Here is a 14831-nt window from a genome sequence, read left to right as displayed (position 1 = left end):
TCGTTTGTATCGAGTGACATTACGATATATCTAAATTAGATCTAAAGCAAGTGATGAAACGAAAAAAAGCCGGTACTGGAACCAGACCGGCTTGATGGATGCATCGCAAGGCGATGTGTGTCGGGCTCTTCAAGGGCCTTCGCAGAAATTGACCGTGTCCGAGCCAGCGTCCGAGAAGCGCAGGGTCGTGCGCCGCTTGCTCGATTCGGGTTGGTGGGCGAGCCAGCTCGATTCGGCCCAGGTGAAGCGCCAGCGGAAGTCGTCCGCAGTGCCGGCGGTCTGGGCGCTCTCCTGGTAGCCGATGCGAAGGCTTCCCTCCGTTTCGTCGTGGCAGTGCGGCGACTGCGCGTACTCCTTCTCGCTGAAACAGGCGCGGATCGTCACCGAGCACGAGAACGGGATGCCGGCATGCACGGTGCGTGCGGCGCCGGCGTGCGGGTCGAGCGCGACGAAATCGGCGGTGCTGTACCCGGCGCCGCCGCCGGAGTAAGAAGCGGTCGTGGTCCAGAGGATCGCTGCAGCCCAGCGTCCCGGTCCGAGCGGATAGAGCGCGGGCGCCAGGCTCAAGGTCGCAGGCGACAAGGTGTCGGCATCGGCGTCCTTGGGTGCATCGGCCATCGAATGCCGATAGCCCGTGAAGTCATGCGTCGAGACGAGCTGCCAGGCACCGGCGGCGCGGCGTAGTCGCGCCATCGCAAGAGGTTCGGTGCCCAGGACGACGTAGTCGCCCGCTGCCGCGCCGCGCGGTGTGTAGAGCGCCAGCGCGTCGGGCTTGCAGGGCTGGGGCAGCAGGGCGCACAGATGCGTCCGCCATTGCGCATCGATGCCTTCGGGCTTGTCGACGCGGACGAAGACCTCCGCGAGCGGCGCCGCCGAGGCGTGTGCCGGCAGCAGCATCTGAACGATCCCGCACAGCAGCCAGCCAGCCACCGTGCGGACGCCGCTGCCAGACGCATTTGCCGGATACGACGCGTGCCGGGCATCCGGCAGCTGCAAGGCCAGCGTCATTGCGGCGCCTGAGCGGACGCTGCCGGCACCGGCTGGCCCGAGAACGGCACCGGCCCCGCGGCGGACGGCGCCGGGTCGCGTTGCGGTCCGGCCGTGTCCTCGATCCGCATCTTCGGCAGGAACTGCGGGTACTCGCGTTGCATGAAGTCGATCACGCCTTCTCGCACGGCGCAGCGCAGGTCGAAAGCCAGCGAAGACGAGGCCGCGGTGCACAGCACGCGCAACTGCATGGTGCGTTCCGTCGCATCCGTCACCTGCAGGTTGAAGAAGCGGCCGTCCCATTGCGGCGCCGCCTTGACGAGACGCTCGACCTCGGCGCGCACCGGCGCCAGCGGCAGGCCGTAGTCGGCATAGATCATCACCGCGCCCAGCAACTGCGACGAGCTGCGCGTCCAGTTCTGGAACGGCTTCTCGATGAAGTACGACAGCGGCAGGATCAGCCGCCGGTCGTCCCAGATCTTCAGCACGACGAAGGTGCCGGTGATCTCTTCGACGCGACCCCATTCGCCTTCGACCACGAGCACGTCGTCGATGCGGATCGGCTGCGCCAGCGCGATCTGCAGGCCGGCGATCAGGTTGCTGAACACCGGCTTGGCCGCCAGGCCGGCCACGATACCGATCACGCCGGCCGATGCCAGCAGGCTGGCGCCGACCTGGCGCGCGCCGGGGAATGTCATGAGCAGCATGGCCGCGCCGGCCACCAGCAGCATGGAGTTGGCGGTGCGCGCCAGCACGCGCGTCTGGGTGAGCACGCGGCGCGCGTGCAGGTTGTCGTCGACGTCGTAGGGGTTCTTGGCCAGCACGCCGTCGGCCAGTCCGTTGACGGCCTTGATCGCCAGCCAGGTCAGCACCACGATCAATATCAGGCCGTTCAGGTGGCGAACGTTGTCGATGAAGCGAACGGTGTCCGGTACGCCTTGCCAGACGACCTGCAGGGCGATCAGCGGAAGCAGGAATCGGGTCGGCGCATCGATCGCCTGGATCACGCTCAGCACCACGGGTGTGCGGCGCGTGACGCGCCTGAGGACGATGCCGCCGATGCGATGGACCAGCAGGGCGAGGGGGATGACGATCAGTGCGGCCAGCAGCGGGCCGAACCACGGATGGGAGAAAAGGGCTTCCTTGGTCATCGGCCCATTGTGGGCACGTTGGTCTCGATGCTTTGTAGGATGCGTGCGGCGTCTTCGCGCAACTGGGCTGCCAGCGTCGTGGCGAGGTCGAGGCGCCGCAGCATCCAGGGGCTGATGTCGTTGTCGAACGGATCGGGCAGCGGAATCGGTCCGCCCAGCGTGGTGGCGGGCGGGCTCGCGGGCATGTCGGGGCCGGCGATGGGCGCCGTGCCGATCGCTTCTTCGATGCGTGCGGCCGTGCGTGCCAGCGGGCCTTCGATCTCTTCGGGCGTGAGCCGGTCGCGCCGCAGCACGAGCATCGACTTGACGGCACTCAGTTGGGCGAGCAACTGGTAGCTGTGTGCCTGCAGGTGCTCGAGCGGCTCGATCGGCGGGCGCACCGCGCGTGGTTCCGACAGCGCGCGCTGCGTGGCCTGCACCAGTGCCGACAGGCTGTCGAAAGCCTCGCGGCGCGCGAGCCGCCAATCGAGCTCGGGGCTGATGTCGACCGAGCGCAACTGGCCCAGGCCGAGCGCCAGCCGCGCATGGCGCGCCTGCGCCTTCAGCGTGCGCGCGACAAGCGCGGGCACCTGGCCGCGTTCCCATGACGGCAGCACGTAGCAGAAGGCCCAGGCGACGGCGGCGCCGATCAGCGTGTCGGCCGTGCGTTCGAACAGCGCGAAGGTCGTGCTCACGCCGGTGTTCAGCATGTGGGCCTGCGTCAGCCCGAGCACCGTGGCCGCAACGGCGGTGATCAGGTAGCGCTTCACGGCGAAGCCATGGGCCACGCCCTGCGCCAGCGTCATCGCCAGCAGCAAGGCGAGCGGCGACAGGTGTGCCGACAGCAGCGCGACCGCGAACACGCAGCCCAGCAGCGTGCCGGCGACGCGGGCGTTGCGCCGTTCCAGCGTCTGCGACAGGCTGCCGCGCAGCACCACCACGATGGTCAGCAGGATCCAGTAGTCGTGCGATCCCCATGGCATCAGCACCGCGATGGTGTAGCCCACGGCCATCGCCAATGCGGCGCGGATCGCATGCCGCAACGGTGGTGCGTCCCAGCGCCACAGCGTGAACAGCGGGCGGATCGACCATGCGGTCGGGCTCACGAACATGTGCCAGTTGGCGCGGACCACCGCGAGATTGGGTGCGGTCTCGCCACGCGCCATGGCCGACAGCCGCAGCATCTCATCGTTGATGTGGCCGATGCGGCTGGCCAGTCCGCGCGCGAGCATGGCGCCGGTGGGCCCGGCCGGCACGTGCTGTGCGCCGGCGTCGTCCATGCGGATGCCGGCGAGGCGCGGGCGACGATCGGTCGCGGGCGACGGCTGCCTGCCCAGCAGCAGCGCATCGGCCAGCGCGGCCGCGTCGTCGGCCAGTGCTTCGAGCACTTCGCGCATCTCGTTCAAGGCGCTCGCGTGCGCGACGTCGAGCCGCAGCGCGTCGAGATCGAGTTCGCTGGCGAGCAGGTGGTCGCGGATCTCCAGCACGATCGTCAGCATGCCGGCGAGCCGCTGGCGCTTGACGGTGCGGGGCGATTCGAGCACCAGGTCGCGTGTGGACTGCAACTGGTCGGCCAGCGCGGCCTGCTGGCGCAGCATCTGGCCGAGCATCGACGTCGGCACGTCGCGGATGTCCTGGGTCTCGTCCCGCGGCGTGAACTGTTGCGCCTCGCTGCGCATCAGCGCCGAGAGCGACAGCAGCAGGTCGGCCATGGCCTGCACGCGGTAGCGTCCGTTGAGCAGCAGGTTGGCGACCGTGGCGTAGACCACGTACAGCCCCGCGCCCAGGCCGAACAGCAGCGTGCGGTCGACCGCCTCGTGCAGGCCGGTGGGCTTCTGCGTGGCCATCGAGAAGATCATCGCGAGCATCACCGCAATGGCGATGGGAATGCCGCGCTTGCCCCAGGCCATGAGGATGAAGGTGAAGAAGGTGGCCGGCACGAGCAGCAGGCCGAGGCGGATCGGCGCCGCATGCAGCATCTGGACGGCAAAGAACAGCGGCAACCCGATCAAGGGTGCGGGCAGCATCTGCAGGAACTTGCCGCGACGCGGCGCGGCCATGTCGGGCGGCGATGCGACGATCACGCCGACCGAGGCCGCGGCACCTGCGACCGCGCCGAGTGCGAGGTGCACGCCGGCCGAGATCAGCAGCAGCCCGGCGGCCACGGACAGGCCGTTGGCGATGTAGAAGCTGAGCGCGACACGCAGTGCCGCGCGCAGCCGGTCGGCGGCGCGCTCGCCCGGCATCACTCGGCGGGGGTGTCGTTTCCGTTCGGTGCGGCCGGCGGCGCGTCGCGGCGGATGCGCGTGAGCTTGCGCGGCGCAGGCGCGGCGGGTGCGGCCGCCTCATCTGCCGAGGTGTCGGCATCGGCTTCCATGCCGGTCACGGTGCTGCGTGCGTAGATGTCGGCCGAGGCTTCGGCTTCGGGCAGGTTCGAGGCGGCGACGGCGCGCGCGCGGTCGCTGGCGCGCATCTTGTCGTCGAGGCCCGCGAACTTCGAATACTTGGCGAGCAGCGGCACCAGCTGGCCGTAGATGCGCGGCGGTCCGGCCAGGCATTCGCGCTGGTCGAGAAACTCCGGCTCGCCCGTGAAGTTGCCGATCAGGCCGCCGGCCTCGGTCACCAGCAGCGAGCCCGCGGCCACGTCCCAGGGGCTCAGTCCGGTTTCGAAGAAGCCGTCGGTGTAGCCAGCTGCCACGTAAGCCAGGTCGAGCGCCGCGGCGCCGGGGCGGCGCAGGCCGGCCAGGCGCGGCATCACGTCGGCCATGATGGCCAGGTACTGCTTGAAGTTGTCGCCGGCGCGGAACGGGAAGCCCGTCGACACCAGGCATTCGGTCAGCCGGGTGCGCTTGCTCACGCGCAGTCGGCGGTCGTTCAGGAAGGTGCCGCGACCCTTGGTGGCGGTGAACAGGTCGTTGCGGCTCGGGTCGTAGACGACGGCTTGTTCGATCTTGCCGCGCACCGAGAGCGCGATCGACACGCAGTAGAACGGGAAGCCGTGGATGAAGTTGGTCGTGCCGTCGAGCGGATCGATGATCCAGACGAATTCGGAGTCCCTGGCGCCATGTTCGCTGCCTGATTCCTCCGCGAGGATGCCGTGGCCGGGGTACGCGGTGAGAAGGGTCTCGATGATGATCTTCTCGGCAGCGTGGTCCACCTCCGTCACGAAGTCGTTCACCTGCTTCTGCGAGATGCGGACGGCTTCGACGTCGAGTGCCGCGCGGTTGATGATGGCGCCGGCGGCGCGGGCGGCCTTGACGGCCACGTTGAGCATGGGATGGAGGTTCGGCGACGACATGGATTGTGGAAGAGCAGATGGGACCGGAGCGTCCGGAAAGCAGCCACGGCGATGCGGGCGGCGAGAATCGGGCGATTTTACCGGCTTGCCGTCGTCCGCGACATCTCTTCCCTCCGTCCCTTCCCATGCGCACCCGTTTCATCCTGATCCAGACCAGCCACGCAGGCAACGTGGGCGCCGCCGCCCGCGCCATGAAGACCATGGGCTTCGGCGACCTGGTGCTCGTCGCGCCGCGCTGGGCCAACGTGCTGCGGCGCGAGGAAACCATCCAGCGCGCGAGCGGTGCGCTCGACGTGCTGGCCAATGCCCGCATCGTCGAGACATTGGACGAGGCGCTCGATGGCGTCACGCACCTGTGCGCCACCGCGATGATCCCGCGCGACTTCGGCCCGCCGACGCGCCAGCCGCGCGAACACCTGGAGCCGCTGGCGCAGGGCGAGCCGCAGCACGTGGCCTTCCTGTTCGGGTCGGAGCGCTTCGGCATGCGCAACGAGGACGTCTACCGCTGCAATGTCGCGCTCAGCATCCCCGCCAATCCGGATTTCGGCTCGCTCAACCTCGGCGCGGCGATCCAGTTGATCGCCTACGAATGGCGGCAGGCGCTGGGCGGTTTCACCACGCAGGAGGCGACGGCGCCGGTGGTCGCGGCCGATGCGAAGTCGGTGGCCGGCATGCTCGAACACTGGGAACGCTCGCTCGTCCAGATCGGCTTTCTCGACCCGGCGGCGCCGAAGAAACTGATGCCACGGCTGCAGCAGCTGTTCAACCGCGCGCAGCCGACGCCGGAGGAAATCCACATCCTGCGCGGCATCGCCAAGGCCATGGCCGACCCGAAGCCCCCGGCCGCATCGGGTCAAGAGTCGACCCTTTAGACTTCGCGCCCGCTGCTCATATAACGACAACATCCATGCTCTCGCGCCTGCGCTCCGACATCCAGTGCATCCTCGATCGCGACCCGGCCGCACGCTCGCGCTGGGAAGTGATGACGCTGTACCCCGGCTTCCATGCCGTGGTGCTGCACCGGGTGGCGCACTGGTGCTGGACCCACGGGCTCAAATGGTGCGGGCGCTTCGTCTCGCAGTTCTCGCGCTGGGTCACGGGCATCGAGATCCATCCGGGCGCCAAGGTCGGCGAGCGCGTGTTCTTCGACCATGCGATGGGCGTGGTGGTCGGCGAGACGGCCGAGATCGGCGATGGCTGCACCATCTACCAGGGCGTGACGCTGGGCGGCACCTCGCTCTACAAGGGCGCCAAGCGCCACCCGACGCTCGGCCGCGACGTGGTGGTGAGCGCGGGCGCCAAGGTGCTCGGCGGTTTCGAGGTCGGCGATGGCGCCAAGATCGGCAGCAATGCCGTCGTCATCAAGCCGGTGCCTGCGGGCGCGACGGCGGTGGGCATTCCGGCACGGATCATCCCGTCGAAGACCGGTGCCAGCGCCGACGTCACGTCGTCCGAGCGCAAGTTCTCCGCCTATGGCATCACGCTGGAAGACGATCCGCTGTCGCAGGCGATGCGCGGCCTGATCGACAGCGCCAAGGGGCAGGAGCACCAGATCGCGCTGCTCTGGCAGGCGATCGAGACGCTGTCGTCGCAGGCCGGCCGCGCCGGCGACTGCGTGCCGGGCGACGCGGCCTTCGACGAGCGCTTCGAAGCCGAACGGCTGACGCAGCTCGTCGGCAAATGAAAAAGGGCGCCATGCCGACGCCCTTTTCATCGCGTGAGGCAGCGTCTCACATGCCCACGTAGTTCGGGCCGCCGCCGCCTTCGGGGGTGACCCAGACGATGTTCTGCGTCGGGTCCTTGATGTCGCAGGTCTTGCAGTGCACGCAGTTCTGCGCGTTGATCTGCAGGCGTTGCTTGCCGTCGTCGGTGCCCACGAACTCGTACACGCCCGCAGGGCAGTAGCGGCTCTCGGGGCCCGCGAACTTCGCGAGATTGATGTTCACCGGAACCGTCGGGTCCTTCAGCGTCAGGTGGGCGGGCTGCTGTTCCTCGTGGTTCGTGTTGCTGATGAACACGCTGGAGAGGCGGTCGAAGGTGAGCTTGCCGTCCGGCTTCGGATAGACGATCGGCTTGCATGCCGCGGCCGGCTTCAGGTATTCGTGGTCGGGCTTGTGGCGGTGCAGGGTCCAGGGAATGTTGCCCTTGAGCAGCCACTGCTCGATGCCGTTCATGAAGGTCGCGATGCCCAGGCCCTTCTTGAACCAGGCCTTGAAGTTGCGCGCCTTGTTGAGTTCGGTGTAGAGCCAGCTCTTTTCGAAAGCGGCCGGATAGGCCGAGAGTTCGTCGTGCTGGCGGCCGGCCACGACCGCATCGAACGCGGCCTCGGCGCACAGCATGCCGGTCTTGATCGCGGCGTGGCTGCCCTTGATGCGGCTCACGTTGAGGTAGCCGGCCTCGCAGCCGACCAGGGCTCCGCCCGGGAACACGGTCTTGGGCAGCGAGAGCAGCCCGCCCGCGGTGATGGCGCGCGCGCCGTAGCCGATGCGCTTGGCGGGCTTGATGCCCTTCGATTCGTCGCCTTCGAGGTACCAGCGGATGTTCGGGTGCAGCTTCCAGCGCTGCATTTCCTCGAACGGGCTCAGGTAGGGGTTGCTGTAGTCGAGGCCGGTGATGAAGCCCATCGTGACCTTGTTGTCCTCCATGTGATACAGGAAGGCGCCGCCATAGGTGTCGCTCTTCATCGGCCAGCCGGCGGTGTGCAGCACGAAGCCGGGCTGGTGCCGCTTGGGGTCGATTTCCCAGACTTCCTTGACGCCGAGGCCGTAGGTCTGCGGGTCCTTGCCTTCGGCCAGCTTGTACTTGGCGATCAGCTGGCGGCCCAGGTGGCCGCGCGCACCTTCGGCGAACACGGTGTACTTGCCCAGCAGCTCCATGCCGAGCTGGAAGTTCTCGGTCGGTTCGCCGTCCTTGCCGACGCCCATGTTGCCGGTGGCCACGCCCTTCACCGAGCCGTCGTCGTTGTAGAGAACTTCGGCGGCCGGGAAGCCGGGGAAGATCTCGACGCCGAGGTTCTCGGCCTGCTGCGCGAGCCATTTGGTGAAGGCGCCCAGGCTGATGATGTAGTTGCCGTGGTTCTGGAAGCAGGCCGGCAGGAAGGCGTTGGGCGTGCGCAGGCTGCCCTTTTCGCCGAGGAAGACCATCGCGTCGTCGGTCACCGGCTGGTTCAGCGGCGCACCGAGTTCCTTCCAGTCGGGCAGCAGCTCGTTGAGTGCGCGCGGGTCCATGATGGCGCCCGACAGGATGTGGGCGCCGGGTTCGGAGCCCTTCTCGAGCACGACGACCGAGATCTCCTTGTCGTTGGCTGCCGCGAGCTGCTTGAGCCGGATCGCGGTCGACAGCCCGGCGGGCCCGCCACCGACCACGACGACGTCGTACTCCATGGCTTCGCGTGGACCGAACTGGGCAAGGATTTCGTCAGGGGTCATGTGGGGTTCTCGTCGATATGATGGGAGTGGCCCGGCACCTCGTGGCACCGCGTTTTACGAGGCATTTTATGCGGCGCGTCCATCGGCACCTGTCAACTGCGCGCACGGCCGGCGCCCATCTTTCCGAACGACAAGAACGATCATGCGAATCGACATTCCCGAAGACAAGACGCTGGTCTATGAAATGCGCATCGCCATCCGCTGGGGCGACATGGATGCGATGGGCCATCTCAACAACGGCAGCTATTTCCGCTACATGGAGACGGCACGCATCGACTGGATGCGCTCCATCGGCTTCACGCCCGATCCGAAGGGGGAGGGCATGGTGATCGTCAACGCGTTCTGCAACTTCTACCGGCAGATCGAGTACCCAGGCGATGTGCTCTTGAAGATGTACGTGAGCGATCCGGGCCGCACCACATTCGAGAGCTGGGCCACCATGGCACGCGCCGATGCGCCGGACATCATCTGCGCCGCCGGGGGCGCGACGACCATCTGGGTCGACTTCCCGAAGCAGAAGGCGATGGAACTGCCCGACTGGCTGCGCCGGCTGGTGTCGCCCGAGGCTCCCCAGGCGCCTCATTCGGCTCAGGCAGCAGCGACGTCCTGAACTCGCGGCAGGCTGATGCGGGCTTCGAAGCCGGTGCGGGCGCCTGCCGGCGGCGAGGAGAGCGACAGCTGGGCCTGGTGCTTGGCGACGATGGTCGACACGATCGACAGCCCCAGACCATAGCCCGCGCGCTCGGAGCTGTGGCGCACGTGGCGCAACTCCAGCGTGCGCAGTTCGACATCGTTCACGCCCGGCCCGAAGTCGCGCACGATCAACTGCCGGTTCGCGCTCACCTCGAGCTCGACCCTGCTGCCGGCCGCGTAGTGCAGCGCGTTCTCGATCAGGTTGCGCAGCGCGATGGCCAGTGCATCGAAGTCACCGGGTGCGGTCGGCGGCAGCTCGCTTTCGGGCACCTTGAGGTCGAGGCGGTCGAGCGCGCGCGACTCCTGCCAGAACTCCTGCGCCACCGTGGCTGCGAGCTGCACCAGGTCGACCGGTTCGCGCGACAGCGACGCACCGGACTCCGCGCGCGACAGCTGCAGCAGCTTTTCCGTCCGATGGCTCAGTGTCCGCAGCGCGTGCAGCGCGGCCTCGACATCCTCGCGCCGCAGATCGTGTTCCAGCGCGGTCTGCAGCCGCAGGCGTGCGGCGGCCAGCGGCGTGCGCAGTTCATGCGCGGCGTTGGCGGCCAGCGCACGTTCGACGTCGAGCGACTGCGACAGCCGCTCGAGCAGGCGGTTGACGTGATCGCCGACCAGCTGCAATTCCTGCGGCAGGCCGGGCAGGGCGATCGGCCGCAGGTCGGCGCCATTGCGCTCGCCGATCTCGGACGACAGTTCCTGCAGGACTTCCAGTTCCTTGCGCGCGATGCGTCGCAACAGCAGCGCCAGGGCCGGCAGCACCGCACCCAGCGGAATGATGAGACCGAACAAGGTGCGGTTGAGCGCGCTCTGCCGCTCCGACAGCGGGTCCGCGACCTGCAGGAAGAAGCCGCGTGTCGGATGGCGGACGGTGTAGATGCGCCATGCCGCGTCGTTGGCGAAGCCGGGCGCCAGCGGCACGTCGAAAGTGTCGCCGGGCGTTTCGGCCGAACGCATCACGACCTTGTTGGCGGTATCGACCACCTGGAAGAAGACGGCCGCATCGGCGAAGGTCGGTGTCGGCGCGATCAGCGGTGCGGGCGCGGTCACCTCGCGCCGGTCGAATTCGTCGAGCGCGATGTCGAACATCCGGTGCGACACCTCGACCAGCTCGTTGTCGAAGTTGTAGTTGATCTCGCCGTCCACATACCAGACCACCGCCAGGACGCACAGCAGCCAGACGCCGCCGACCCAGCGGACCAGCGTGCGCGTCAGGCGGTCCGCCAGTGTGCGTGTCATTCGTGGTCCTCGGTTGTGGCCGGCACCAGGCGGTAGCCGAGCCCGCGCAGTGTCTGAATGTGGTCGCGGCCGAGCTTTCGGCGCAGCCGGCTGATGAAGACTTCCAGCGTGTTGCTGTCGGCCTCGTCATCGAATCCGTAGAGCGCGTCCTGCAGGTTCTCGCGCGTGTGGATGCGATCGGGCCGCGTCGCCATCACACGCAGCAGCGCCCATTCCTTCTGGGTGAGCGTGACCGGCACGCCCTGGCGCCGCACCAGTTCGCGCGCGAGGTCGATCTGCAGATGCCCGAGATCGATGACCGGCGTGCTGTCCGCGCTGCGTCGGCGTTCGACCGCGCGCAGCCGCGCCAGCAATTCACCCGGGTCGTAGGGTTTGATCAGGTAGTCGTCAGCACCGGCATCGAGCCCTCGGATGCGGTCGGTCACCTGGTCGCGCGCGGTCAGCACGATGACGATCGGCCGTTCCTTGATCGCCCGGATCTGCGGCAACAGCGAAAGTCCGTCGCCGTCGCCCAGGTGCAGGTCGAGCAGCACGGCGGCGTACTGCGCCGAATGCAGCGCGGCCGCGGCCTGCGCGAGGCTCGGCACCGCGTCGACCACGAAGGTCTTGGCGCGCAAGTAGCTGCAGACGGCCTCCGACAGGGCCACGTCGTCTTCGACAAGCAAAACCCGCACGTGTCCGTCCTTTGAAAAAAGAATGAGTCTAGTCGCAGCCTTCAGGCTGCGTTAAGGCTGCGTCACTACGCTCTGCGGGAGTACTTTCCGCTCACCCGGCAGCCGGCTCGCGTTGCCCGTTCCTGATTGCGCATGACCCGCCTTTCGACATCTCGCCTCTTGGCGCTGACTTTTCTTGCCCTCTGTCTCGTGCTGCTCTGGGACGTTTCGGGTCTCGATCTGCCTTTCGCCCGACTCGCGGGCACGCCCCGGGGCTTTCCGTGGCGCGACCGCGAGGTGTTCGTGCAGCTGATGCACGAGGGGCCGCGCTTCCTCAGCTGGGTCGTGGTGGCGGGTCTGTTCGTCGCCATCCGGTGGCCCGCCGGCGTTCTGCGGCGGCTCGACGTCGGCGAGCGGGTCCAGCTCGCGGTGACCGTCCTGGTCTCGGTGACGGCCGTGTCTGTGGTGAAAAGCTTCAGCACCACCAGCTGCCCCTGGGATCTGGCCGAGTTCGGCGGTGTTGCGCGTCACGTGTCTCATTGGGCCTGGGGCGTTGCCGACGGCGGACCGGGCCGTTGCTTCCCGGCCGGCCATGCTTCCGCCGCATTCGCGTATCTGGGCGGGTGGTTCGTCTTCAGGCGTCGCGCACCGCGGGCGGCGCGCATCTGGTTGATCGTTGCCGGTGTTCTGGGCCTGGCGCTCGGTCTCGGGCAGCAGTGGCGAGGCGCCCACTACATGAGCCATACGCTCTGGACGGCGTGGATCTGCTGGTCCGCCGGGTTGATCATCGACCTCGTCTGCCAGGCTGTGCGCCAGCGTCGTGCCGCGGTGGCGCCCGTGGCCGCTTCGTTCGGACGCTGAGATACCAACCTGAACGATTTCTGAGCGACCGGTTCAGGGAAGTTTCAGTCCCGTCTTCCACAGTGCCGGGATGCCTCCAGAAATTGCCCAGCCTGCGTCTCGCCCTGCCGCCTCTCTTTCAACGCCACCTTCACGCTTCGGTTTCTCCACTCCTCACTGGTTGAGGGAACTGGATGCCTGGATGGCGCGTCCGCGCACGGCCCGCATGGCCGTCGTCATGCTGAGCCTCTACCTGCTGGTGGTCGCCAACTGGTCCCTGTGGAACAACCTGGCCCGCCTGGGTGGCGCGCCGAGCGTCTACATGCGTTCGGTGTTCGCGATGGCGGTGCTGGTCGGCTTCGGTACGCTGGCGCTGCTGACGCTCACCGCGTGGACGCGATGGATGAAGCCGCTGTGGTTCGCGGTGCTGCTCGCGGCGGCGGTCTCGCAGCACTTCATGCTGACCTACCACGTGGTGATGGACCCGACGATGGCCGCGAACGCCATGCAGACCGACATGCACGAGACGCGTGACCTGATCGGCTGGCGCATGGCCATCAACGTGCTGCTCGTGATGGCGTTGCCCACCTGGTGGCTGCTGCGCGTGCGGATCCTGCCGATGCGGCTGTGGAGCCAGCTGTGGCGCAACGTCGTGCTGCTGGTCGTGGCACTGGCGGTGGTGGCCGGCGGCGCGGCCGCCATGTCGAAGGAGCTTGCACCGCTGATGCGCAACAACGTCACGCTGCGCTACATGATGAATCCGCTGGCGATCGTCTATTCGACGGGTGCGGTGTTCATCAAGCCGCTGTTCAAGCGCAGCGGCAAGCTGATCCCGATCTCCGGCGGCGCGGCGCTGGGCGCAAGCTATGCCGCGCAGGCCCGTCCGCCGCTCTTCGTGATGGTCGTGGGCGAGACGGCGCGGTCCGACCATTTCGCGCTCAACGGCTATGGCCGCGACACCTCGCCCGAGCTGGCCGCGCGCAAGGTGCTCAGCTGGACCAACGTGCATTCGTGCGGCACCAACACGCTCGCGTCGGTTCCCTGCATGTTCTCGCACCTGGGCAAGGAAGGCTACGAGGACCGCAAGGACGACTATGAAAACCTGCTCGACGTCGCGCAGGCCGCAGGCCTGGCGGTTCTCTGGGTCGAGAACCAGGGTGGCTGCAAGGGCGTCTGCCTGCGCGTTCCCAGCGTCATCGCGTCGGACGGGCTCGATCCGGCCGTGAAGTCGGCACTCTGCGATGGCGACGAGTGCCTGGACGACGTCATGCTGAAGAACCTCGACCAGCGCATCGCCGCATTGCCGGCCGAGCGCCGCAGCAAGGGCGTGCTGCTCGTGATGCACCAGATGGGCAGCCATGGCCCCGCGTACTACAAGCGTTCGGCCAGCGACGCCAAGCGCTTCATGCCCGAATGCAAGACCAACGTGCTGGCGGATTGCAGCCATGGCGAGCTGATCAACGCCTACGACAACTCGATCGCGCAGACCGACAAGTTCCTCGGCCGGACGATCGACTGGCTGAAGACGCAGAGCCCGCATTACGACACCGGCCTGCTGTACATGAGCGACCATGGCGAGTCGCTCGGCGAGTTCGGTCTCTTCCTGCATGGCCTGCCCTACAACATGGCACCCGAAGTACAGAAGCACGTGCCGATGGTCGCCTGGTTCGACCCGGGCCTGAGCGCGCGGGAGAAGCTGTCGACGGCCTGCCTGCAGGGCGATCGCGACAAGGCGCTCACGCACGACAACCTCTATCACACGATATTGGGTGTGATGGACGTCCAGACGCCGACCTATAAGCCCGCGCTCGACGCCTTCGCGCACTGCAAGGGCTGAAGGCCTGGCGGATAGCGGCTAGCGCTTTTCGCGCGGGACGCGCCCCAGCAGGTAGAACTCGGGGTTGGGCTGCATGTTCGAGAAGCTCGCGATGCGATTCGACATGCCGAAGAAGGCGGTGATCGATGCGATGTCCCAGATGTCCTCGTCGTCGAAGCCGTGCGCATGCAGCGGCGCGAAGTCCGCGTCGTCGATCTCGTGCGACCGCTCGCAGACCTTCATCGCGAAGTCGAGCATCGCGCGCTGGCGCGGCGTGATGTCCGCCTTGCGGTAGTTCACCGCCACCTGGTCCGCGACCAGGGGCTTCTTCTCGTAGATGCGCAGCAGTGCGCCGTGCGCGACCACGCAGTAGAGGCATCGATTCGCTGCGCTGGTGGTCGTCACGATCATCTCGCGGTCACCCTTGGTGAGCGAGCCGCTGTCCTTCACCATCAGCGCGTCGTGGTACGCGAAGAAGGCCCGCCATTCGGCCGGCCGGCGTGCCAGGCCGAGGAACACGTTGGGCACGAAGCCCGATTTTTCCTGGACCGCCAGGATGGCCGTCCGGATGTCTTCGGGCAGGTCCTTCAGTTCGGCCAGCGGATAGCGCGCTGCAATACCGCCATCGGGCTGCGTCGTCGGGGTGGCCTGCGTCGCCTTGGTCATGGGCTGTCTCCTTTTTTTGGGGTCGATGAAGCGGCGCACATCATGCACCGGCCGATGGCTTGTCCGATTCACGCAAGACATTGG

13 protein-coding genes are annotated in these 14831 nt (G+C 67.4%); 5 read left to right on the top strand and 8 right to left on the bottom strand.

Features of this window, described 5'->3' with window-relative positions; translation table 11 throughout:
- Positions 1-129 precede the first annotated feature (129 nt).
- The 4 genes from AC07PZ_RS29090 to AC07PZ_RS29075 are packed head-to-tail and all read right to left on the bottom strand — an operon-like array spanning position 130 to position 5415.
- Positions 130-1008, bottom strand: coding sequence for a hypothetical protein (locus tag AC07PZ_RS29090; protein ID WP_495298654.1), 879 nt, complete (start codon positions 1006-1008; stop codon positions 130-132).
- Positions 1005-2138, bottom strand: coding sequence for a mechanosensitive ion channel family protein (locus AC07PZ_RS29085; protein WP_495298653.1), 1134 nt, complete (start codon positions 2136-2138; stop codon positions 1005-1007). Before AC07PZ_RS29085 ends, AC07PZ_RS29090 begins: the two co-directional genes overlap by 4 nt.
- Positions 2135-4363: an FUSC family protein gene (locus AC07PZ_RS29080; protein WP_495298652.1), complete on the bottom strand. Its 2229-nt coding sequence runs from the start codon at positions 4361-4363 to the stop codon at positions 2135-2137. The genes AC07PZ_RS29085 and AC07PZ_RS29080 overlap by 4 nt, the downstream gene beginning before the upstream one ends.
- On the bottom strand, positions 4363-5415 hold the full coding sequence (locus AC07PZ_RS29075; RefSeq protein WP_495298651.1) for an inositol monophosphatase family protein: 1053 nt from the start codon (positions 5413-5415) through the stop codon (positions 4363-4365). Before AC07PZ_RS29075 ends, AC07PZ_RS29080 begins: the two co-directional genes overlap by 1 nt.
- A gap of 125 nt (positions 5416-5540) precedes the next feature.
- Between AC07PZ_RS29075 and AC07PZ_RS29070 the strand changes: the two genes are divergently transcribed.
- Both AC07PZ_RS29070 and cysE read left to right on the top strand, forming a co-directional pair.
- Positions 5541-6287 (top strand): RNA methyltransferase, encoded by a 747-nt coding sequence (locus AC07PZ_RS29070; protein ID WP_495298650.1) that lies wholly within the window; start codon positions 5541-5543, stop codon positions 6285-6287.
- A 35-nt stretch (positions 6288-6322) separates the two neighbouring features.
- A complete protein-coding gene (gene cysE / locus AC07PZ_RS29065) occupies positions 6323-7099 on the top strand; it encodes a serine O-acetyltransferase (protein ID WP_495298649.1) in 777 nt (258 codons plus the stop codon).
- A gap of 46 nt (positions 7100-7145) precedes the next feature.
- On the opposite strand, the gene AC07PZ_RS29060 is transcribed toward cysE, so the two are convergent.
- Positions 7146-8843 (bottom strand): electron transfer flavoprotein-ubiquinone oxidoreductase, encoded by a 1698-nt coding sequence (locus AC07PZ_RS29060; RefSeq protein ID WP_495298648.1) that lies wholly within the window; start codon positions 8841-8843, stop codon positions 7146-7148.
- A 142-nt stretch (positions 8844-8985) separates the two neighbouring features.
- On the opposite strand from AC07PZ_RS29060, the gene AC07PZ_RS29055 reads away from it, so the two are divergent.
- Complete coding sequence (locus AC07PZ_RS29055; RefSeq protein WP_495298647.1) at positions 8986-9453, top strand: acyl-CoA thioesterase; 468 nt, start codon at positions 8986-8988, stop codon at positions 9451-9453.
- Here the strand turns inward: AC07PZ_RS29055 and AC07PZ_RS29050 are convergent.
- Entirely contained in the window at positions 9432-10772 is a 1341-nt protein-coding gene (locus AC07PZ_RS29050) for a sensor histidine kinase (RefSeq protein WP_495298646.1), read from the bottom strand. The two genes, AC07PZ_RS29055 and AC07PZ_RS29050, sit on opposite strands and share 22 nt — an antisense overlap.
- Positions 10769-11446, bottom strand: a complete 678-nt coding sequence (locus AC07PZ_RS29045) for a response regulator (protein ID WP_495298645.1) — start codon at positions 11444-11446, stop codon at positions 10769-10771. The genes AC07PZ_RS29050 and AC07PZ_RS29045 overlap by 4 nt, the downstream gene beginning before the upstream one ends.
- Positions 11447-11578: 132 nt before the next feature.
- On the opposite strand from AC07PZ_RS29045, the gene AC07PZ_RS29040 reads away from it, so the two are divergent.
- Both AC07PZ_RS29040 and AC07PZ_RS29035 read left to right on the top strand, forming a co-directional pair.
- The gene (locus tag AC07PZ_RS29040; protein ID WP_495298644.1) at positions 11579-12286 is read left to right on the top strand and encodes a phosphatase PAP2 family protein; all 708 of its coding nucleotides are present in this window, start codon (positions 11579-11581) and stop codon (positions 12284-12286) included.
- A 181-nt stretch (positions 12287-12467) separates the two neighbouring features.
- Positions 12468-14102: a phosphoethanolamine transferase gene (locus AC07PZ_RS29035; protein WP_495298643.1), complete on the top strand. Its 1635-nt coding sequence runs from the start codon at positions 12468-12470 to the stop codon at positions 14100-14102.
- An 18-nt stretch (positions 14103-14120) separates the two neighbouring features.
- Here AC07PZ_RS29035 and AC07PZ_RS29030 read toward each other — a convergent pair whose 3' ends face one another.
- Positions 14121-14747 carry a peroxidase-related enzyme gene (locus tag AC07PZ_RS29030; protein WP_495298642.1) on the bottom strand — a complete coding sequence of 209 codons (627 nt, stop codon included), beginning with the start codon at positions 14745-14747 and terminating at the stop codon, positions 14121-14123.
- Positions 14748-14831: the final 84 nt, after the last annotated feature.

The sequence above is a fragment of the Variovorax sp. GW821-FHT10B04 genome, from assembly GCF_059415645.1.
The sequence above is the reverse complement of the archived record's forward strand: the minus strand, read 5'-3'. Positions and strand labels throughout refer to the sequence as shown.